The 22,278-nt window shown below is 42.8% G+C and carries 19 protein-coding genes; 8 read left to right on the top strand and 11 right to left on the bottom strand.

Annotated features, from left to right (window positions below; genetic code table 11):
* Window positions 1–3 precede the first annotated feature (3 nt).
* Together FTT87_RS10925 and FTT87_RS10930 are read right to left on the bottom strand one after the other, a co-directional pair.
* Entirely contained in the window at window positions 4–2,484 is a 2,481-nt protein-coding gene (locus FTT87_RS10925; protein ID WP_180082105.1) for an ABC transporter permease, read from the bottom strand.
* Window position 2,485: 1 nt separating this feature from the next.
* Window positions 2,486–3,214 carry an ABC transporter ATP-binding protein gene (locus FTT87_RS10930; protein WP_086195939.1) on the bottom strand — a complete coding sequence of 243 codons (729 nt, stop codon included), beginning with the start codon at window positions 3,212–3,214 and terminating at the stop codon, window positions 2,486–2,488.
* A gap of 56 nt (window positions 3,215–3,270) precedes the next feature.
* Between FTT87_RS10930 and FTT87_RS10935 the strand changes: the two genes are divergently transcribed.
* On the top strand, window positions 3,271–3,855 hold the full coding sequence (locus FTT87_RS10935; RefSeq protein WP_373423519.1) for an arylesterase: 585 nt from the start codon (window positions 3,271–3,273) through the stop codon (window positions 3,853–3,855).
* 35 nt (window positions 3,856–3,890) lie between these two features.
* Here FTT87_RS10935 and FTT87_RS10940 read toward each other — a convergent pair whose 3' ends face one another.
* Window positions 3,891–4,505 carry a carbonic anhydrase gene (locus tag FTT87_RS10940; protein ID WP_086195941.1) on the bottom strand — a complete coding sequence of 205 codons (615 nt, stop codon included), beginning with the start codon at window positions 4,503–4,505 and terminating at the stop codon, window positions 3,891–3,893.
* A 384-nt stretch (window positions 4,506–4,889) separates the two neighbouring features.
* Between FTT87_RS10940 and FTT87_RS10945 the strand changes: the two genes are divergently transcribed.
* Both FTT87_RS10945 and FTT87_RS10950 read left to right on the top strand, forming a co-directional pair.
* The gene (locus FTT87_RS10945) at window positions 4,890–5,843 is read left to right on the top strand and encodes an alpha/beta fold hydrolase (RefSeq protein WP_373423520.1); all 954 of its coding nucleotides are present in this window, start codon (window positions 4,890–4,892) and stop codon (window positions 5,841–5,843) included.
* 15 nt (window positions 5,844–5,858) lie between these two features.
* Complete coding sequence (locus FTT87_RS10950) at window positions 5,859–6,866, top strand: hypothetical protein (RefSeq protein WP_180082108.1); 1,008 nt, start codon at window positions 5,859–5,861, stop codon at window positions 6,864–6,866.
* Window positions 6,867–6,967: 101 nt separating this feature from the next.
* On the opposite strand, the gene nfuA is transcribed toward FTT87_RS10950, so the two are convergent.
* Entirely contained in the window at window positions 6,968–7,606 is a 639-nt protein-coding gene (gene nfuA, locus FTT87_RS10955) for a Fe-S biogenesis protein NfuA (RefSeq protein ID WP_086195944.1), read from the bottom strand.
* Window positions 7,607–7,764: 158 nt separating this feature from the next.
* On the opposite strand from nfuA, the gene FTT87_RS10960 reads away from it, so the two are divergent.
* Complete coding sequence (locus tag FTT87_RS10960; RefSeq protein ID WP_166167542.1) at window positions 7,765–8,382, top strand: rhomboid family intramembrane serine protease; 618 nt, start codon at window positions 7,765–7,767, stop codon at window positions 8,380–8,382.
* A gap of 232 nt (window positions 8,383–8,614) precedes the next feature.
* A complete protein-coding gene (locus FTT87_RS10965; RefSeq protein WP_180082109.1) occupies window positions 8,615–10,165 on the top strand; it encodes a hypothetical protein in 1,551 nt (516 codons plus the stop codon).
* 180 nt (window positions 10,166–10,345) lie between these two features.
* Here the strand turns inward: FTT87_RS10965 and FTT87_RS10970 are convergent, their stop codons facing one another.
* The gene (locus FTT87_RS10970) at window positions 10,346–11,965 is read right to left on the bottom strand and encodes an inorganic phosphate transporter (RefSeq protein ID WP_180082110.1); all 1,620 of its coding nucleotides are present in this window, start codon (window positions 11,963–11,965) and stop codon (window positions 10,346–10,348) included.
* Between the two features lie 778 nt (window positions 11,966–12,743).
* Between FTT87_RS10970 and metH the strand changes: the two genes are divergently transcribed.
* The gene (metH, locus tag FTT87_RS10975) at window positions 12,744–16,433 is read left to right on the top strand and encodes a methionine synthase (RefSeq protein ID WP_180174858.1); all 3,690 of its coding nucleotides are present in this window, start codon (window positions 12,744–12,746) and stop codon (window positions 16,431–16,433) included.
* A gap of 183 nt (window positions 16,434–16,616) precedes the next feature.
* On the opposite strand, the gene FTT87_RS10980 is transcribed toward metH, so the two are convergent.
* Together FTT87_RS10980 and def are read right to left on the bottom strand one after the other, a co-directional pair.
* The gene (locus tag FTT87_RS10980; RefSeq protein WP_180082112.1) at window positions 16,617–17,708 is read right to left on the bottom strand and encodes a GGDEF domain-containing protein; all 1,092 of its coding nucleotides are present in this window, start codon (window positions 17,706–17,708) and stop codon (window positions 16,617–16,619) included.
* Between the two features lie 200 nt (window positions 17,709–17,908).
* Window positions 17,909–18,388 (bottom strand): peptide deformylase, encoded by a 480-nt coding sequence (gene def, locus FTT87_RS10985; RefSeq protein ID WP_180082113.1) that lies wholly within the window; start codon window positions 18,386–18,388, stop codon window positions 17,909–17,911.
* A gap of 219 nt (window positions 18,389–18,607) precedes the next feature.
* Between def and FTT87_RS16050 the strand changes: the two genes are divergently transcribed.
* Entirely contained in the window at window positions 18,608–18,811 is a 204-nt protein-coding gene (locus FTT87_RS16050) for an amino acid transport protein (protein WP_166167563.1), read from the top strand.
* A 562-nt stretch (window positions 18,812–19,373) separates the two neighbouring features.
* Here the strand turns inward: FTT87_RS16050 and FTT87_RS10990 are convergent.
* The 3 genes from FTT87_RS10990 to pnuC form a co-directional block, all read right to left on the bottom strand.
* Window positions 19,374–19,871 carry a DUF2505 family protein gene (locus FTT87_RS10990; protein ID WP_180082114.1) on the bottom strand — a complete coding sequence of 166 codons (498 nt, stop codon included), beginning with the start codon at window positions 19,869–19,871 and terminating at the stop codon, window positions 19,374–19,376.
* A gap of 136 nt (window positions 19,872–20,007) precedes the next feature.
* Window positions 20,008–20,283 (bottom strand): hypothetical protein, encoded by a 276-nt coding sequence (locus FTT87_RS10995; protein WP_180082115.1) that lies wholly within the window; start codon window positions 20,281–20,283, stop codon window positions 20,008–20,010.
* 17 nt (window positions 20,284–20,300) lie between these two features.
* The gene (gene pnuC, locus FTT87_RS11000) at window positions 20,301–20,885 is read right to left on the bottom strand and encodes a nicotinamide riboside transporter PnuC (RefSeq protein WP_180082116.1); all 585 of its coding nucleotides are present in this window, start codon (window positions 20,883–20,885) and stop codon (window positions 20,301–20,303) included.
* 222 nt (window positions 20,886–21,107) lie between these two features.
* On the opposite strand from pnuC, the gene FTT87_RS11005 reads away from it, so the two are divergent.
* Window positions 21,108–21,845, top strand: coding sequence for a crotonase/enoyl-CoA hydratase family protein (locus FTT87_RS11005; protein WP_180082117.1), 738 nt, complete (start codon window positions 21,108–21,110; stop codon window positions 21,843–21,845).
* A gap of 7 nt (window positions 21,846–21,852) precedes the next feature.
* Here the strand turns inward: FTT87_RS11005 and FTT87_RS11010 are convergent.
* Window positions 21,853–22,278: IS5 family transposase (locus tag FTT87_RS11010; protein ID WP_180174859.1), on the bottom strand; the 426-nt coding region annotated here is incomplete at its 5' end.

A 22,278-nucleotide genomic window follows, 5' to 3' on the forward strand; every position in this document is an offset into this window, starting at 1 on the left:
CTGCTATTGATTCATCTCACGTAAACTTTGCAGTGGCGGAATATCACACAGATAACTCAAACGATAACGTCCAATCAGCGCGCACAGTAGCGTCATCAGTATGGGTAAAATCAGCCAGATTTGCCAATGGGGCTGAATCAGCAGATTCATTTTATAACTGGCAATGGCGCTGATGACTTCGGCAAACAGGCAAGATACGATTCCTGCCATGAATCCCATAAAACCAATTTCCAGGGTCATCATCTGCTTAAGTTTTTGTTTGGAACTGCCGAATGAACGTAGCAAAGCCACTTCACGTTTACGCTCATCCATCAACAGGTTTAAACAGGCTATTAACACCAGAATACCCGAAACACTGACCAACAGTGCCAGAATGGTAACAATTTGTACAAGGACATTCACCAGACGTTTGACCTCATCCAGAATCTGGCTAACATCAATAAAAACGGTGTTAGAGAATTGCTGAATCAGCGCAACCATCTGGTTTTTATCCTGTTCCGGTACATAAAAACTGCCTAAATAGCTACCCGCATTTTCATCCATAGTTTTGGGGGCGAAAATAAAGAAAAAATTCGGACTAAAGCTTTCCCATTCCACACTGCGCAAGTTCACTACTTTGGCCTGAATCAATCCTTCAGGCAGGCTGAAAGTCAACCGATCGCCGATTTTGATGCCCAATTCCTCTGCAATTTTGGCTTCAACCGACACCTCACCAGGATGTTTCAAGGCTGCTGTGCCCTGCACAATGATATTGTCAGCCGGATATTCGGTGGTTTGAGTTAAATTCAGTTCACGGCGTAAAGAATTGTTGCTTTTGACCAGATCTGCTGCAAAGGGCTGATCATTCTTCGCCACCAATCGGCCACGAATATTGGGATATAAAGGCGTACTTGGCCATCCATGTTGCTTAATCTGAGCTTTAAAGGCTGGCATATCAAACGGTGGCAGGCCATAAACAAACTGATTCGGTGTGCCTGCAGGCAATTGCTGCTGCCAACGTTCCAGCAAATCTGTCCGCAACACGGTTAACACTGTCATCAGACTCAGGCCCAGTGCCAGAGCAGTAATTTGAAAAGCTGTTTGATACGGCACCCGCACATAGGCTGAAATTGCCCCTTTCAGGTTTTTGATGAACTTTAAACAGCCCCAGATCAATACATAGAGCAGTGTACACAGCAGTACAATCGCCCCCATTACCCAAGCAGTGAGCAAGATATTTTCTGTCAATACGATACTGAACAGGGCCAAGCTGGCTGTGCCCATGATTAACATCCAGAGCATGGATTGTACTGACTTTTCTTGCTGGCGAATGACCCGAATCGGCGGGGTATTGAGCAATTGCCATAAGCTGGGCACAATGAATCCCAATAGCACCACTGCGCTGGTCAGCATGGCAATCGGTAATGGTCCCAGCAGCATCTCTCCTGCTGAAAATACAATCTGTAAATTTGGAATCAGTTGCAGCATCAATTGCAGCAAACCGTAACCCAAAGCGACACCCACCAGACTGCCAATCAGCATGGCGACCAGCAAAACCACGGCCAGCAAGGTAAGATAGGCATTGAGAATCTGTCCTCGTGTCGCACCGATACAACGCATCAATGCAATATTGTCCTGATTTTGTTGTACATAACGCTGGCTGGTCAGAGCAATCGCAATCCCGCACAGCAAAATGGTCAAGATATTGCTCAGTTGCAGGAAGGTATCCAGATTGGCAATCGGTTTCATTAAACGACTATTGCTTTCGCTGGCATTTCTTAACCTGAGACTATTCTGCTCATCCTGTGTTGGTGCATCGAGTGCTGTTTTCGGCAAGGTCGCGTGCTGCTGTTGCTTAAAATCTTGTTCAAACTGCTTGGTTTGCTCGGGATCACCCGCCATTAACAAACGATACTCGGCACGGCTCCCCACCTGAATGGCATTGGTTTTGGCTACATCATTACGGGAAATAATCACCGTCGGTGAAAAACCAGAAAAACCCATTTCCTGATTGGAATCATACACAATTTTTGCCGTGACCTTAAACTGTCCATCCGCGATATTGACCCTATCACCCAATTTAACATGCAATAAATCCATGGCACGTGGGCTCATCCAGACCTCACCGGACTGGATGGTTTGGGCCTGGGGCAGCACCTGAAACTCGCCGCGTAAGGGAAATGCCTGATCGATGGCTTTGACATTAACCATGACAAATTGATCATCGGTACGCGCCATTGAACTGAAAGCGGTGACTTGGGATAGTTGCAGTTTTAATCGTCTGGCCTGATTCTGCCACTTTTGTTCCAGTGGCTGATTGTCGCTCAGCACCAGGTCAGCTGCCAGCATTTCTGCTGCCTGTAAGGCTACGGCATTCTGAATCTGTTCATTGCTAAATTTCAGCGCAGTGGTGGCACTAATCGCCAGGGTCAAGGCAATAATCAGCAGATAAACACCCGTACTTTTAAAGCTTTGCGTCAACAAGGGCCGAAATAATCGATTCATTTCAGTTCTCTCCCGAGCCATGTTCGATCAAATGGCCATCACGCAACTCAAAATGACGCTGGCATTGCTGGGCCAATGTTGAATCATGAGTGACCAGCACTAGCGTGGTGCCAAACTCACGATTCAGCTGAAACAACAGTTGTTCAATTTCATTGGCGGTTTGCGCATCCAGATTACCGGTTGGTTCATCGGCAAAAATAATTTGTGGATCGCTGATTAAAGCACGGGCAATCGCTACCCTTTGCTGCTCACCACCAGACAAGACTTTGGGAGTTTGGGTGGCCTGACGTTCCAAGCCGACTTTTTTCAGTAAGGCTAAAGCCTTTTTTTCCGCTGCAGCAAAGTTAAAATTTTGCTGTAAGCGTAGCGGTAACATGACATTTTCCACCGCCGTTAAGTGCGGTAGCAGCTGAAAGGACTGAAACACAAAACCGATATTTTTTAAGCGCACCAGCGCACGCTGTTCTTCATTCAATTCGCCAATCGATTGCCCACATACCTGCAATGTTCCTGAACTGGCCTGATCCAGCGTGGCCAGAATACCCAGCAAGGTCGATTTACCCGAGCCGGATCGTCCGGTAATCGCTACCTGTTCACCACGATAAATATCAAAGCTTAGATTTTCAAAGATGCTGAGCTCTTTTTGGGCAAATTTTATCTTTTGGCTAAGCTGCTGTGCAGAGATAATCACTTGTGGCATGATGGAATGGTCGCTATTAACGTAAGTCATAAAATTCCTATATGCAAAATCGCAATCTGAAAACTCTTGTATGGGCTTGCCTGGCCATGCTCAGTCTGGGTCTTAGCCCGGTCATGGCATCTGCGAAAACCATTATGATTGTGGGTGACAGTATTAGTGCAGGTTATGGCCTACAGGCAGGGCAAGGCTGGGTAGCATTATTAAAGAAACGTCTAGACCAACAATATCCGAAACAGCATAAAGTGGTCAATGCCAGTGTCAGCGGTGAAACCACCAGTGGTGCTGTGGCGCGTTTACCGAAATTGCTGCAAACACATAAGCCACATATTGTGGTGATTGAACTGGGCGGAAATGATGGTTTGCGCGGTCAGCCACCGCTGTTGATTCAAAAAAATCTGGCAACTTTAGTGCAGCAAAGTCAAAAGGCAAAAGCAAAAGTGATTGTTTTTGGAATGAAAATCCCACCCAATTACGGAACAGCTTATAGCAAAGCCTTTGAAAAAAATTATAAGATTGTCAGTCAACAACATAAGGTAAAATTGTTGCCGTTCTTTTTAGAAGGGGTTGCTGGCAAAAAAGACCTGATGCAAACCGATCTGGTTCATCCCAATGCATCTGCCCAAAGCATCTTGTTGAACAATGCTTATCCCTATATAAAAGGCGCTTTATAAAGCGCCTTTTATGAATCATGCTTTTTGCTTTTTACTTAAAAATCAAAGAAAACCACTTCACCCGTTTCAAGTGAATACTCTGCACCTACTACTTTTAATTTGCCTTGGACAATTAGATTTTCCAATACCGCAGACCCGTGACGCAACTGATTCACAGATGCAAAAACGTTGGAACGTACTGCATGTTTAGACAGTTTATCCAGATCATCTTTAAGTTCAGTCTGCATTAAAATTTCAACTGAAGGACGTACGCGGTTGACAATAGACATCAAGTTTGCTGATGGGGGAGCTGCTGGATTGGTCAAGGCATCAATGGTGGAATGAATGGCACCACAATGCGTATGACCCAATACGATCACTACAGGGCAATGAAAGCTTTCTGCTGCAAATTCGACACTTCCCACTTGAGATGGCGCAACAATATTACCCGCTACACGAATAACAAATAAATCACCCAGCCCCTGATCAAATACCATTTCAGCCGGTACGCGGGAATCTGAACAGCCTAAAACAATCGCAAATGGGTCTTGGCTTTCGGCCATTTCTGCGCGCTGTTGGTGAGTCAAAAGCTTCAAATGGGTTGTTTCACCGTTTACAAAACGCTGGTTCCCTTTTTTTAAACGATCCAAAGCTTCTTCTGCTGTTAGCATGCTGGTCTTCCAATGTTTTAAGTTGCAATATTTTAATGCCATCAAAACCGAAAGTCACTTGCAAAAAACATAGCTCTACAGTTTATAATGACCTGAGAAAATATTTTTATTTAGCTTCAAAAAATGACACGGTTCACATTTTTAAAGCTTTCAGGTTACCGAGTTCAAAAAACAATTCAGTGACATTTCTTTAATAATACTTACAATAAACTACAGACATTTTAAAAAAATTAAATGCTGTCTGAAATTAAATATTTTTATTCCTGATTTATAAATATTATCGTCATGAGTCTTCAAGGATGATCGTCAATGACACAGCCTGGTTCAAATTTTGCTCGATTTGTACGCAACCTCTGTTTGGTGAGTGCCTGCAGTTTTACAGGCATGACTATGGCTCAAAACAATAAAGTGAATATAGAAAAAATAAATTTACAAAACTATCTGATCCAGGAGCGCAGTGAAGCGGGTTTAAAAGCTAAAACCATTAAAGTCGGTGAGATTACCTGGGCCTATAATGAAGGGGGTTCACGGCAAAAACCGACCATTCTGCTCATTCATGGTTTAGCCGGAAATCGCGACAACTGGAATCGGGTGGCTCATTTTTTAACGCCTTACTATCGTGTGGTGATTCCCGACTTACCCAATAATGGTGAAACCAGAACACCTGAAAATTTTGATGCTTCTGTACCCAATGTAACAGAAAACTTGCGTCGTTTTGTCGAAGCCATTGATGTCGAAGATAAGTTGAATGTGGCCGGACATTCCCTGGGTGGATCGATTGCCACTGTGTATGCATCACAATATCCGTTTGATACGCAAAGCCTGTTTCTGCTCAATAGCGCCGGTATTTATACCCAGGCCAATACCCGTTATTCTAAAGATCCGCTGACCCTGAAACAGCTGATTGTGTCCAAACCTGGCGATCTTGAACAGGTGATGCATCGGGTCATGCAAAATCCACCCAGCTTACCTAAGGCCGTAAAATCTGCCCAAGAGAACTACCTGATTACTCAGGCAGCAAAGAATGGCAAACTGATTGATCAGCTGGTGGCACTAAACCGCATTTATACGCCAGAATCCTTTGCCCGTCTGACTCGAACGGTGGAAGCACCTACCCTGATTCTTTGGGGTAAACAGGACAAGATTATTAATGTCGAAGTGGCAAATGAATTAAAATCGTTATTGAAACGCGCCGAGGCTCCTGTCATTCTTAACAATGTGGGACATATGCCAATTTTGGAAGCAGAGCAGGAAGTGGCAGCACATTATTTACCTTTTCTTGCCAAAACCCAGAAGATGAAAAACCCGCTTGCGGATAAACTTATTCCATTAAATTAATTTTTTCGAGACAGTATGCAAAAACATCCGATGATTGAGCAGTTAATTGAAGCTCATCTTGACTTTTTAGAACAAGAGTTTTCACATACTGCCACGATTGAAACCGAATTCCTGAATTTTTATCAATGGTTTAGAAAACAGCCACTGCAACAGATCTGGTCCTTTGAGCAAATTAATACACTTTTGCAAAAGCAGATTTTAGCCACGCCAGCGAGTAGCTTTTTGATTGAACAAATCGCTGAGCATCTGCATTTTGCCTTGGTTCATCCGCTTAATGAAGATACTAAAATCGCGGATGTCATTCCGGTTTTAACCATCGACAAAATTGCCCAATATGTCGCGGGCAAAAGTGATCACCGTCAACGCTTGATTAAAAAGGTGGTCAATAATCCTGCTTTTTCCGCCATGATTACCCAGCTCATTCAGCACTCCATTCAAGACTATATGGATAATTCAGTCATGGCCAAACGGGTGCCTGGCGTGTCGCGTTTTATGAAAATGGGCAAATCGGTGTTAGAAACAGTGACCGATTCAAATCTGGATGAAACCATTGCACATTATTTGCAAAAGAATATTTTAAAACTGAGCCAAATGAGTGAGCATGTTCTGAATCAGCACTTTGATAACGAAAAGCTCTATCATTTCCAGGCCAACCTTTGGCATAAAGTCAAGGATATGCCTTTAACGGTACTGAAAAATTATATTGAAGTTCAGGATCTCGGTAACACGGTGAATTTAGGCCATGAAATCTGGGATCACATCCGTCAAACGGATTACCTGAAACAGCAGGTTCATGATGGTGTCTATGCCTGGTATATCCGCAATCAGGAACGCCCTTTTGATTTATTACTGCGTGATCTGAATATTGATGAAGCCCTGATTCAACATGAATTGCAGCAGTTGCTGGCACCTGTCGTGCAAAAACTGGTTTCATCTGCCTATCTACGTGAACGTGCCAGAGCCTATTTAGAGAAATTTTATTATGCCGAAACTGCACAGAAAATTTTAAATCTTGATGCTTAATAAGAACTATATAAATAAAAAAGTCGCATGATGTAGCTTTCTTATCCCCCATATAAAAAATAACCTCCATTCTGGAGGTTATTTTTTGAAATTATTCGGTCTTATTTAAAATAAGCACCTTCGGTGTTGCTGTGGTCGGTTTGGTCAACCACACGCATCAATTCAGGAACATGCTGTTTCAAGGTGGTTTCTACACCCTGTTTTAACGTTAAATCAATTGATGAACAACCCTGGCAGCCACCACCAAATTTCAGTACTGCAGTTAAACCGTGTTCTTCATCTTCAACCACTTCAACCAGTGCACAGTTACCACCATGTCCTGCAAGTCCCGGGTTAATTTCGGACTGAAGCACATAAGTGATACGTTCTTCTACCGATGCATCCGGACCGACACGTGGTACTTTTGAATTAGGTGCACGGAAGGTTAATTGACCGCCAAAACGGTCTTTATTGTAATCAATTACAGCATCCAGCAAATACGGAATTGACGGAGTATCAATAAATGCCGGGAAATCCGGGTAATCCTGTTTATAGTCGGTTGGCACAACTTCGTCAGGTGCACTATATGCCATGCAACATTCAGCACGTGGCGTACCAGGATTTTCCACAAAAACACGCACCCCAATACCGGGTGTGTTTTGCTTTTCTAACAAATCCTTTAAATACTCTTGAGCAGTCGGAGTAATCAATAAGTTTGGAATCTCTTCTACAACTGCAGTGCTGGTGTTCTCAGTCGACATAACAATTTTTCCTCAAGCTGAAGTGTCCATTTTAACTGAAGATGCGGGGTAATTTCATAAATTCAACTAAAATTGTCGGATTTATTGTGAAAGTTCCACTTAAGCTGCCATTTAATGGCATTATGAACGATAAATTTTGAAATGTAGAACTTGCTTTTATGTTGGATTTACCTTTTAACCATACCGTTACACTAATTCTTATTACCGTTATTATCTCGCTGATTGCATTTTCAAACCAGAAAGTCATGAGCCGACTCATTTTCTGGCCACCCGCGATGCAGCGTGGACAATATGATCGTTTTATTACCCATGGTTTTGTGCATGCAGATGGGACTCACCTGTTATTCAACATGATTACCCTGTTCTTTTTTGGCAGCGTGATTGAAAGTTTTTATCGGCAATATATGTACGATCTAGGCTTTGTGCTGTTTTATTTGGGCGGGCTGATTGCAGCAATTATTCCAAGTTATTTAGAACATAAAAATGATCATCGCTGGGCCAGCTTGGGTGCCTCTGGTGCAGTGTCTGCGGTCCTTTTTGCCTATATTCTGTTTGAACCGTGGAAATTGATCTTTGTGTTTTTTATTCCCGTACCGGCGATTATTTTTGCCGTCCTGTATGTCGCTTATAGCGTCTGGTCAGGTAAACGTGGTAATTCCAATATCAACCATAGTGCGCATTTATGGGGCGCAGCTTATGGAGTAATCATGACCATCATTATTGAACCACGGCTTATTGGCCACTTTTTGAATAAATTGATGCAATTTCCTTTTTAAGGATATTGAGAAGGATAGAATCACCCTGCATATATGCTTAAAAATTGCAGGTTTGCGCAATAAGGCGTATTGCTGACATTTAACTATTTAGGAGCGCAATGCTCCTTTTTTATTGTTTATTTCTAAAAGAATATTTACATAATTTTGTCATTAAATGCTACCCCTCAAATCAATTTGGCATAGATAATGTAGACATCTGTATATTAATGCGCAAAAAAAAGAGATCTTTTGCATGTCCACTTCATTAAATGGTCTTCAATTCCCGATTAATCCCACCAGCAAAAAGGCCAGTACCTCACAAACAGGCAAAGAAATTATTGCTGAAGCCCTGTCTATAGTCGACAACAAGTCTTCCATGTATGCACTTGCCGAAAAAAATTGGCGCAAGAACTATCCTATTTACTTCAAGGCCTTGGTGGAACAAGGCATTCACACCATCAACAACTCTATTACCATTGCAAAACAAGGCTTGCATAAAGCCCATCATAGCTTTGACTTTTATCGTGATGGTCAACGCTATTTATTGAAAGACATCATGAAAGATGTTGATACCGCCACCTTGTATACCATTCAGCTCAAAGGTGAAAGTGATGCTGCACCAGAATGGTATGTCCCTTATAAAGGGCAAAAATTACAAGGCCAGGCTTTACTGGATCAAATCCAGATCTGGCAAGATGCAGGCATTATCGAATGCAGCCATGCCGATGCCCTGCGTACGGCACAGGCACATCCAGAATGGTTTGATCTTTCTGACCGTACCATGGTGCTATTTGGTGCAGGGTCTGAAGCCGGTCCGCTGACCTGGCTGGCACGCTGGAAAGCCAATATTGTCGCAGTAGATTTACCCAATACCCGGGTGTGGGACAGAATCCTCAACACCATTCAGCAAGGCAATGCCACACTTTATGCACCTTGCACGGAAAAACTGGCAGAAGATACTTCAAGTACAGTGCTGAAAGAAAAATTAGGCGCAGACTTGCTCACTCAAACTCCTGAAATTGCCCATTGGTTAAGCCAAAGTGAACGTCAGCTTGACCTGGCTGCCATTGCCTATCTCGATGGTGAAAAGCATGTCCGTGTTGCCATGGCCATGGACAGCATCATGGAATATGTCAGTGAGCAAAAATCGGATACCAGTTTGATGTTCATGTGCACGCCAACCGATGTCTATGCCATTCCGAAGGAAGTAGTTGAAGCATCTTATGACAAGTTCCAATGTCGTTCCAAAGTCCGGCAGCTTATGAGTAAAGGCATTTCAGCCGTTACCGCTAAGCGCTTTTTCCAGCAGAATCTACATATGCTCATTCCTTCCGACAATGGTCAGGAATATGGCATTGCGGACTGTCTGGTGGTCGAGCAAGGCCCAAACTATGCTTTGGCCAAACGGATCCAACAATGGCGTGCAACACTGGCGCGTCATTATGGACAACGGGTCAGTATCAATATTGCGCCGTCTACCACGACCCATTCAGTGACCAAAAATCCGTTATTGAAAGCGGCCTTTAATGGTGCCAGCCTGTTCGATGTGGAATCGTTTAGCCCTGAAACCACCAATGCCTTAATGGCTGCCTTATGGATTTATGACCTGCGTCATCCAGAGTCGGTTGCCAATCCGGAAACCCATCTGGATCATCCGCTGGAACTGATGATGAAAGGCGCCAACCATGGCGGATTGTGGCGTGTGCCTTATTTGGCCCGCACCGCTCTGCCTTTTGCCGCACTGTATGGCTTTGCCAACGAAAAATTGCCGATTAATAAGGTGCTACGCAAGTTAAAGAAATAATCACAAAGCTTCCCCTCTTCTTTAGGAAGATGGGAAGTATGGCTTTAAACCAAGGTGCAAGTGAAGGTCAAACAAAAACAAATGAAGGATATTTGCAGTTTGATTTTCTTTTGATAATAAAACACTGAAAGACATAAAAAAACGCTGCAATTGCAGCGTTTTTTGTTTCTAACAGAAGTCTTAAACGAACTGTAAGAATAGCCAGTACAAACCACCAGATAAACAGATGGTCGCTGGTAAAGTGAAGACCCATGCCGATAAAATCGTACGTACCATTTGCAAATTCAAACCTGATTTATTGGCTACCATGGTACCTGCAACTGCACTGTTCAAAACGTGTGTGGTTGATACCGGCATACCAAAACCATCTGCTGCAGCAATAGTAGTCATCGCAACAAGTTCGGCTGACATGCCTTGACCATAAGTCATATGGTTTTTACCAATACGTTCACCTACAGTGACCACAATACGTTTCCAGCCCACCATCGTACCCAGACCTAATGCCAGGGCAACAGCCACTTTCACCCAGGTTGGAATGTACTGCAGGAATGAATCCAGGTTTTTACGATATTCTTTAACTAGCTTGCTTTGATCTTTTGACATTTCAGGAAGCTGCTCAGCTTTATCTAAACGCTTAAATGCAGTCGTGCTGAGATACATATCATTGCGGATCGCAGAAACTTCAGCCTCTGGAATAGTGTGAATATCACCATATTTGGCAACACGTTCGCCCAAATGATCTGTCAAGCTCGCTAAAGCAGGAACCACTTCAGGGTTCACTTCTTTGGTTTGAATATATTTGGTAATCACAGCACGAGCTTGATCATCCGTAATATTTTCATGCTGAGGATAAATAGCAGCAGCCGTTTGCTGAGACAATTGCTCAAAAGACTGAATATGTGCACTGTCTAAATTCTTATTTAAAGAATAAGCCAATGGTACACAACCAATCAAAATCAGCATAATCAAGCCCATGCCTTTTTGACCGTCATTTGAACCATGCGCGAAACTCACACCAGTACAGGTGAAAATCAAAATCGCACGAATTAAAGGGGGTGGCGGCTTGTTACCTTCAGGCGGATGAAAGAGCTCTAACTGTTTACGGAAGATTTTTTTCACCAGTAAAAACAGGACAGCAGCAAAAGCAAAACCGATCAGCGGAGAAAATAGCAGTGCTTTGCCTACTTTCATCACCTGTTCCATATCTATACCGCTTGCGCCAGCGCCTGAATGAAGCAGGTAGTTCATAATACCCACACCTAAAATCGAACCGATTAGAGTATGTGAGCTTGATGCCGGAATACCCATGAACCAGGTACCCAAATTCCAGAGAATCGCAGCAATCAGCATGGCAAAAACCATGGCAAAGCCTGCGCCAGAACCGACATTCATAATCAGTTCTACAGGTAATAAAGCAATAATGCCGTAAGCGACAGCACCACTTGCCACCATTACCCCTAGGAAGTTACAGAAGCCTGCCCACATTACGGCAACAGGTGCAGATAAGGCATTGGTATAAATAACAGTTGCGACTGCGTTGGCCGTGTCATGAAAACCATTAACAAATTCAAAGCCTAAAGCAATTAATAAAGCAGTCGCCAAAAAAATAACGGAATATAAACTTAATGCTGGCACATGCGCCAAATCGGTCGAAAGCTGAAAACCGATATACACTAAAGTTGAAATAATAACCGTGAGAAACACCGGCATAAAAAATTTCGGTGTAGCAACATGCACATTCGTCGATTTCGCTGGTGCTGATGGCACCTGATTTTGGACGGGAGGAATATTAGAATTCATGCAGACGGTTCAAAGGGATAATAAAATCCCCTTATTGTTCAATTTAATTGTGACAATTATATGACAAAGAGCTGTCATATAAAGCAGTTTTTCATACTTTATTTACTGTTATGCACTCACCAAAACCCATCAAATTATTTCACTTTAATAAAATAAATCAATTGGTTAGAGCACATAATTCACTGTTATTTATTTTGAAAATCAATGTTTCAGCTTATCTGATATAAATTCATATTTATTGTCATATTTGCTCCTGCCTATTGCCCATTTTCCATCATGCCTGATTAATATGACAAATTCGTGAAGCATTCCAAGCATTTATATTAGGGTCTGTTGACAATTCGTCTATGTTTGCGACTACGAGTATTTTTTAGAGGATACGAGGCGTGAAATACGAAATTTAGTCATTCTAAATGCGTAGTTCACAACGACGTAGCATCAAAAATACTCTAGTTCCTAGCTGCGCCTTGCGCTGCAAACAAAGCAGTGCTTTGTTCTGGCTCAGGTTGTGGCTAAAATTATCTCAGACTTCGTCATGAAATTTAAAAATGGAACCACCATTCTTTGCATTTCATTCCTTGTCTGCTCAATTTTAGCCTACAACGCAAGCCATTTATGAAATGTCAACAGACCCTCATTATACTTGGCAATAAATATGTCTAATTATTCAACAACCTAATATATAGTGCGTGCCCCTGGCCTGCGAATATCAATAAAACTGGATTGAATTCTGTTAATATATTTGCCGATTTTATATTCCACCGGATTGGGGTTATTTATGTCCACGCTTGCCACCCTAAAAGAGCTGCTCGCTCAACGGATTCTGATTATCGACGGTGCGATGGGCACCATGATTCAGCGTCACAAACTCGAAGAAGCTGACTACCGTGGTGAGCGTTTTGCTGACTGGGCATCTGACCTGAAAGGCAACAATGACCTTTTGGTGTTGACCCAGCCACACATTATCCAGGGTATTCACGAAGCTTATCTGGAAGCGGGTGCCGACATCATTGAAACCAACAGTTTCAACGGTACACGTGTTTCTATGTCGGATTACCACATGGAAGATCTGGTTCCGGAAATTAACCGTGAAGCGGCACGTATTGCCAAAGAAGCCTGCCAAAAGTATTCAACCCCAGACAAACCGCGTTTTGTTGCCGGTGTACTTGGGCCGACATCGCGTACCTGTTCGATTTCACCGAATGTAAACGACCCTGCTTTCCGTAACATCACCTTTGATGAATTAAAAGAAAACTATATCGAAGCGGCGCATGCGCTGATTGAAGGCGGTGCAGATATTCTGCTGATTGAAACCGTATTCGATACCTTGAACTGTAAAGCGGCGATCTTTGCAGTAAAAGAAGTCTTTAACCAGATTGGCTATGAATTGCCATTGATGATTTCAGGGACGATTACCGATGCTTCAGGCCGTACATTAACAGGCCAAACCGCAGAAGCATTCTGGAACTCGGTTCGTCACGGTGATTTGTTATCAATTGGCTTTAACTGTGCTCTGGGTGCAGATGCCATGCGTCCACACGTAAAAACGGTGTCTGACGTTGCCGATGTATTCGTATCTGCCCATCCAAACGCAGGCTTGCCAAATGCCTTCGGTGGTTATGATGAGACTCCGGAACAAACTGCTGCCTTCCTGAAAGAATTTGCCGAGAGCGGTTTAATCAACATTACTGGCGGCTGCTGCGGTACCACACCGGATCATATCCGCGCCATTGCCAACGCAGTAAAAGACATCAAGCCACGTCAGGTTCCTGAAACCAAACCAGCTTGCCGTTTAAGCGGTTTAGAACCATTTAACATCACAGAAGAATCTTTATTCGTCAACGTCGGTGAACGTACCAACGTCACCGGTTCGAAAAAATTCCTGCGTTTGATTCGTGAAGAAAACTTTGCTGAAGCATTAGAAGTCGCACAGCAGCAGGTTGAAGCCGGTGCGCAAATTATCGACATCAACATGGATGAAGGCATGCTCGATTCACAAGGTGCAATGGTGCACTTCCTGAATCTGGTCGCCTCTGAACCGGAAATTTCACGTGTACCCATCATGATTGACTCATCTAAATGGGAAATCATTGAAGCGGGCTTGAAATGCGTACAAGGCAAACCGGTCGTCAACTCGATTTCCTTAAAAGAAGGTTATGACGAGTTTGTCCATAAAGCACGCCTTTGCCGTCAGTACGGTGCAGCCGTGATCGTGATGGCATTTGACGAAGATGGTCAGGCCGATACTGCCGCACGTAAACGTGAAATCTGTAAGCGTTCATACGATGTTTTAGTGAATGAAGTCGGCTTCCCGGCTGAAGACATCATCTTTGACCCGAACGTGTTTGCTGTGGCAACTGGTATTGAAGAACACAATAACTATGCCGTGGACTTCATTGAAGCGACCGGCTGGATTAAACAGAACCTTCCGCATGCCATGATTTCCGGTGGCGTGTCCAACGTATCGTTCTCATTCCGTGGTAACGAGCCGGTACGTGAAGCGATTCACTCGGTATTCCTTTACCATGCCATCAAGCAAGGCATGACCATGGGGATCGTAAACGCTGGTCAAATGGCAATTTACGATGACATCCCTGCCGAATTGAAAGCTGCAGTTGAAGATGTCATCCTGAACCAAAACCAGGGTGAAAGCGGCCAAGAAGCGACTGAAAAGCTGCTTGAAGTGGCTGAGCAATATCGCGGTCAGGCTGGCGCACAAAAAGCTGTTGAAAATCTTGAATGGCGCAATGAGTCAGTTGAAAAACGCCTTGAATATGCACTGGTCAAAGGTATTACCACCTTTATTGATGAAGACACCGAAGAAGCGCGTTTAAAATCAAAACGTCCGCTGGATGTGATTGAAGGTCCACTGATGGACGGCATGAACGTGGTCGGTGACCTGTTCGGTTCAGGGAAAATGTTCCTGCCGCAAGTGGTGAAATCTGCCCGCGTGATGAAACAAGCCGTAGCTTGGTTGAACCCGTACATCGAAGCAGAAAAATCTGGCGGTGAATCTAAAGGTAAAGTGTTGATGGCGACCGTAAAAGGCGATGTGCACGATATCGGCAAGAATATTGTTGGCGTGGTATTGGGCTGTAACGGTTATGACATCATCGACCTTGGGGTGATGGTACCGTGCGAGAAGATTCTGCAAACGGCAATTGACGAGAAGGTTGATATCATCGGTCTTTCTGGCTTGATTACCCCATCTTTGGATGAAATGGTCTTCGTTGCCAAAGAAATGCAGCGTAAAGGTTTCAATGTACCGTTAATGATTGGCGGTGCAACTACATCGAAAGCGCATACTGCGGTGAAAATTGATCCGCAATATTCAAATGATGCCGTCATTTACGTAGCTGATGCTTCACGTGCGGTGGGTGTAGCAACTACCCTGCTGTCTAAAGAGATGAAACCTGCCTTTGTGGCAGAAACTCGCGCTGAATATGAAAAAGTGCGTGAGCGTATTGCCAACAAACAGCCGAAAGCAGCCAAACTGTCTTATGCAGAATCGGTAGAAAATGGCTTGAAAATTGACTTTGCAGCCAACGCACCTATGAAGCCAAACTTCATTGGTACGCAAACACTGACCAATTATCCTCTGGAAACTTTGGTTAAATACTTTGACTGGACACCGTTCTTCATTTCCTGGAGCTTGGCAGGTAAATTCCCTGCAATTCTGAAAGATGAAGTTGTGGGTGAAGCAGCAACTGATTTGTATGAACAAGCGCAGAAAATGCTGAAAGACATCATCGACAACAAACGCTTTGATGCACGTGCGGTATTTGGCATCTATCCTGCCAACCGTTCAGGTGCAGACAGTGTTGAAGTCTATGATGAAACTGGCGCAACTATTACGCATACTTTCCAGCATATCCGTCAGCAGTCTGACAAAGTCACCGGTAAACCAAACTTGTCATTGGCGGACTTTGTTGCGCCTAAAGGTGTGGCGGATGACTACCTGGGTGGTTTCACCGTTTCGATTTTCGGTGCAGAAGAATTAGCAAATGAATACAAAGCCAAAGGCGATGACTACTCTGCCATTCTGGTGCAATCTTTGGGTGACCGTTTTGCCGAAGCTTTTGCAGAGCACTTGCATGAACGTATTCGTAAAGAGTTCTGGGGCAACCAGGCATCTGAACAGTTGTCGAATGAAGAGTTGATTAAAGAGAAGTATGTCGGTATTCGTCCTGCACCGGGCTATCCGGCTTGTCCTGAGCATTCTGAAAAAGCGCCGTTGTTTGACTGGTTAGGTTCTACTGACAAGATTGGTACGCAATTAACTTCAAGCTTTGCAATGTGGCCACCTTCATCAGTGAGCGGTTTCTACTATGCGAACCCTGAGTCACAATACTTTAATGTGGGTAAGATTGCAGGTGATCAGCTTGAGGATTATGCGAAACGTAAAGGCTGGACTTTAGATGAGGCGAAGCGTTGGTTAGCGCCTAATTTGGATGATTCGGTTCAGTAATTATTAGATGAATAAAAATCCCCTCATTCGAGGGGATTTTTTTATTTGAATCTTTTAATCCCCCTAAATCCCCCTTTGAAAAAGGGGGACTTTCAAGTATCAATAGAATCAAGAGAAAAACTGCTAAAAGTATATGTCGGAAATTTTTACAATTTATGATCATGAACCCCTAGCAATACAAGCTTAAATAGCAGGCTTTAAGTTTAACTCTAAATAATTCCGCACCTGATTACGTCCCTTTTGTTTAGCTAAATATAAAGCCCGGTCTGCCATACGAATGATGTGTTCTTTTTTGGCATTTTCCTGAGAAAGAGCTACCCCAAAACTGGCACTGGTTTTTAAAATTTTCCCTGTTTCCAGCTCAAATTCTTCCTGTTCAATAATTTTTCGGCAGCGTTCTGCAATCTCGATTGCCTGCTGCAAATTTTGATCTTTTAAAATCAGGATAAACTCTTCACCACCAAAACGCCCCACCACATCCTGTATTCGCGTTGTGGTAGATAAAATGGTGGCTACACGCTGCAAAACAGCATCTCCGGTTTCATGACCATAATCATCATTAATTTTTTTAAAATAGTCCAAATCCAGCAACACCACGGCATAGGTCGCTTTTTTCCTGCTTTCCAACGTGCTGAGCTGTTCCCCAATATAACGACGATTAAAGACATTGGTCAGCGCATCGGTCTGACTCATTTTTTTAATCTTCATTTCACGACGGCGCCACTGCGAGAGCAAAATTTCAAAAAATAAAATTGAAGTGAGCAAGATAGGCAGATAGACCTCAGCCATACTTTTGATCCAGAACGGATTATGATAAAACTCGCTATGTGTCAGGGTATCACTGAACACAGGTGCATAGCGAATGACCCCATTAAAAGTTAAATAGCTGATAACAATAGTAAAAATAGAAGCAAAAAGGGCGATGCCATAGATCATTTTACGTGAATAATAGACCAGGCCAATCAGCACAATATTGACAAAACCGGCAATGGTTGCAGGACTAAACATACCCACGGTATAGCCTGCATAAATCATCACTGCACCAAAAAACACCGGTGAAAAATAGGCAATAAATTGACGGAATTTTGCATTGTGTTTATATCTGTAGCTAAGCACAATCATGCCGATAAAAACAATTAAGGTGGCAACTACCGTACTAATACGGACGAAAAAAAAGTCATGATTAATCCAGACCCGATTTTCTTCTGAATAGCAACTAAACAGATACCATTTAATCGCGCTGACTTGGCAAAATGCTCCAAAAAAGCAGAGCAATATGCCCTTGTCAAAATTGGACCAGTTAATAATTAAATTATCGGATTCAAATAGATGAAACTTGACTCTGCCCCAGGAATGAAAAGTCAGCCTGAATATTTTTCTAAAAAATTTCATGTTCGTTATTGTATCTTTATAATTTATAGATTTTTTATTAGCTCAAAATTATACCAAAAGTACAAAAAACAAACAATATATACTTATATCCTGTCGATAAACAGCACTCCATCCAAATGGTCCACTTCATGTTGCACAATTCGGGCAGGAAAACCACTCAAGGTCGTTTCTACCACTGTACCCTCTAAAGTGCAATAACGCAGCTTAATGCTTTCAGCACGAGCGACTTGCCCACGCTCATCCGGTACACTTAAACAGCCCTCTTCACCCAAAACCGTCAACTCAGATTTTTCTAGAATTTCAGGATTTACCATCACCAGCGCATCCATTTCAGGTGCATCGGGATAACGCGGGTTCGGACGTGAGGCCACAATAATGACCCGTTTTGACACATAGACCTGAGGGGCTGCGATCCCTACGCCGTTGCGCGCCAACATGGTGGCATGCATGGCTTCCGCAAGTTCTTTTAGCCAAGGACTATTCAACTCAGTCTTTGCCACTTCTGCCGCTGTTAACGTCAAAATGCTTTCACCACGTTGTGCAACAGCTAAAATGGTGCTCATCTATTTTTTCCTTACCCAGCGATAACGCCAGAATCACTATCTTTTTCAATTCAAAATTCTATAGAAATATTAACCTCAAAATGTGCTGGGTGATATTCAGTTTTAAACTTTCTATTGCATATTTATGAATGATTTATGCTGTTCGAAATGCTCAAACTTTTAAGCCCCTTTTAATTTTTCCTGATTATTATTTGCCAAATTTCTTTATCAATAAAAAATATGACAACTGCCCAACTCCTGCTCGGTGTGCTTTTTAGTTCTATAGGCTTAGGCTATTTTTTGTATGGGAAAAAGCAAAAAGCGGTCATGCCCTGGATCTGTGGCTTGGTTCTGATGATTTTCCCTTATTTTATAGAAAGTACTGGTCTATTGACCACAATCGGTGTTGTTCTATCTATTGCCCCCTATTTTATCCGGCTTTAATTGAGTGACAGATCAGAGTGATTTTATTGATAAAATGAAAATGCCGTGAGTTTTGAGCGTTCCGATGCGTTTAATATATAAAGACAGCTATCATCATGCAAAAGTTTGATTCATATTATTACAAGTTGATTGGCAGACTACATGAGAACGGAAAAAAGTGAGGTTATAGCGTTATTTAGCTAAAGATTAACTATAAAAAAAACCTTCAGTTGAAATAATGCTGATCAGTTAAGGAGTTTAGAAATAAACTCTTTAATTTTTTCGTAATTCATGGCGGAGTCTTACCGTTTTAAATCAAACTCTTGCAGCTCATTTGTTACTTTGGTTTCGCCCTGAGAAGCACTGCTTCGTAAGACCAAAGGCATTTGTCATCCGCAAAACTCGTCAACCACCATCAACCAGAAAATTCGTCGCAGAAACAATCATTTTTTTATGTAGTCCTGCCTCAAACAGTTGCGGATGACTTTCCCACATATCAAATACAGTCATGAATTTAAAAAAGAAAATGCCAATCAATTTCTTAACTGACTGGCATTACTTCAGTTGAAGAGCTTTTTATGGATTAAGCGACTAAACTTTTCTTTAACTCATCTTCCACAATCTGGATTTCCAGCTGGCTAAATTTGCGAATTTCTGTTTCGGCATGTTTTTCCAGCATAGCTGAAATCAAAGGGACTTTTACTTTGACATGCCAATTCAGACTAATGTGAATTTTCTGCTCATCTCCTGTCACCAGACGTTCGCAATTCGCTTCTAAAGGCATATTTGCACCCAAGGTAATATTTGAAGTTAATGCAGCTAAATCGGTAACATCGGTACGTTTGACTCGAAATGCATCTTTAAGGAATTTTTTCGCTATGTCTGGAATGTTGACATCCAAGTTATAGGCACGGCGTAAAGTGTAAATATCACCGCTTGTTTTCGATTCAATAATTTCCAGTTTTTCCCCGGGAATACGTCGGCATACTGCCTCGTGTAAGGCTGTATTTGCTACAAGTCGCTTGAACTGATCAATTGAAACACCCTGAATTGTAGAATTCACAGTAAAACGATGTGCCATATTTTCTAATCCTTTGTTTTTCTAGTGGTTGTTTTAAATTTTTCTAAACCATTCGATCATCACTGATCTAGCCTATTTTTATAGCTCTTTATTTAATTAAATCTTAAAGCTGTTGTCATTGACCCTCTATACCAAACTATTCAGCACGTATGCCACAATGAATGACTATTTTCTCGGCACAGCAAATACTGAGAAAATGCCCACGATATTCAATGATCGCATCAAACTGTTCAGCACCATCATCCAGACCTGTGGCAGTCCAGGTTGTGCCTTGAGGAAAATCCTGCAACCAGGCCGCTTTATAAAAGTCAGAAACAGAATCAAAGTTGAGATATTTTTCCGGCTCGGCTTGAATTCGGGCTGCCAGTTCGTCAAACCTGCGCAACTGATATTGAGTAAAGTCGATCAGCATGCATTACTCCTCAGGGTTTAAACACCTTTGAACTGAGTCAAAGCCTGTTTCTTTTTCACCTGCTCCCACTGCCACCAGCCAAAAGCTGCCAGACCAACAAAAGCCGCATACAAAGCAGCAGTTAAGAATAAGTCTTTATAAATAAACATGCCGACATAAACAATATCGACAAAAACCCACAACACCCAGGTGGCAATATGTTTACGGCTGGTCCAATAGGTGGCCAGCAGGCTAAATGCAGCCAGTTGTGAATCCAGCATAGGCACAGCGGCATCGGTAAAATGCTTTAGCGTTAAACCGAAAATTAAACCGCCAATCGCGGCCAGCAACATTTGGAAAATCACTGTTTTTGTGGCGATCGGCTCAATCCGAATTTCATGATCTTGCTGCTTGCCTTTCAGCCAGTGATAGAATCCATAAAAGTTCACCACGATGAAAAAGAGCTGCAAGATGGCTTCGCCATAGAGCTTGAATTGATAAAAGAGATAGGCATATAGTACAAAAGCTGCAAAGTTAAACCACCAGCACCACATATTGCGTTTAATGGTGAGTGTCACCCCAATCAGACTAATAATAACCGCAACAATTTCTAGAGGTGACATGACAATAATCAAACAGCGAATAGGTGTTGCTATTATGAAAAAAAAAGCCCTGAACGCAAGATAAATTATGTCTATTTTGTCTCATCCCTCGCCTATCAATACTGTGCTTTCACCTGCACATTGTGTCATTTCAAAAGTATTGAAAAATTTGCCTGCACTCATTTGACAGTTTTCTAACAAGCGTTTAAAACCTAAAAAAACAGTTCATCTGGAAAAATAACCATGTCACCACAACAAGGAAAAGTCAGTCGGGAAATTCGCGGGTCTCTGTTCCTGATTGGCCTCGACCGTACTGCCAAAAGAAATGCCTTTGATAGCCATATGATTCATGATCTGTCACTGGCCTTAACTGAATATGAAGATGACACGGAATTACGTTGTGCAGTTATTTTTGCCCATGGTGATCATTTCACTGCCGGACTGGATTTGGTTGAATTACAACCTAAACTGGAAACAGGCGTATTTGATTTTGATCATGCGCAAATTAACCCTTGGGGTACCAGCTCAAGAATACGCAAGAAACCGGTGGTTGTTGCCGTACAAGGGATTTGTTATACCGCAGGTATCGAGTTGATGCTGAATGCCGATATCGTCATTGCGCAGGACAATTGCCAGTTCTCACAAATGGAAGTACAGCGTGGCATTTTACCCTTTGGCGGTGCAACCGTGCGTTTTGTACAGGCTGCGGGCTGGTCCAAAGCCATGCGCTATTTACTGACTGGCGATCACTTTGATGCAGCAACAGCACTGGATTTAAACCTGATTAGTGAAATTATCCCTGAACCGCCATTACAACGTGCCATTGAACTGGCGGAACATATTGCCCAGGCTGCTCCACTGGCCGTTCAGGCAACATTAGCTTCTGCGAAAGAAGCAGCTGAACATGGCCCTGCAACTTCTTTTTCCCATTTCCAGGGCTTTGTTGCACAAAGATTTGAAATGCAAAGCGCCCCTAATTGAGCCAAATTTAAGGCGTAACTTGGGTAAGTGGTCGACCTAATTCCGTAAATCTATTAAGGACTGCTACACGTGCATGGATCTCATTCACTTGGCTATCAAAACTCCTTGCACTGTGTTTATCTCCTAATAATTTGATGCAATGCATCTTAGTTTCAACCAAACTTCGCCGATGATAGCCTGACCATTTTTTCCATAGTGTCCTGCCTAAACGTTTAACTGTTCGAAGTAATTCATTTCGCTCTAGCGAGCTACTCTTTGTATCTTTCCATGGTTTCGCATTTTTTCTAGGTGGAATCACCGCATGCGCTTGCCGATCTGCAATGACCTGACGGCATTGCTTGGTGTCATAAGCTCCATCGGTATAAACAGAGTCAATCCGCTCATCTTGTGGAATCTGATTAAGTAAATCACCAAGCACCTGTGAATCACTGAC

It is taken from the genome of Acinetobacter sp. YH01022 (assembly GCF_013420235.1).
Lineage (GTDB): Bacteria > Pseudomonadota > Gammaproteobacteria > Pseudomonadales > Moraxellaceae > Acinetobacter.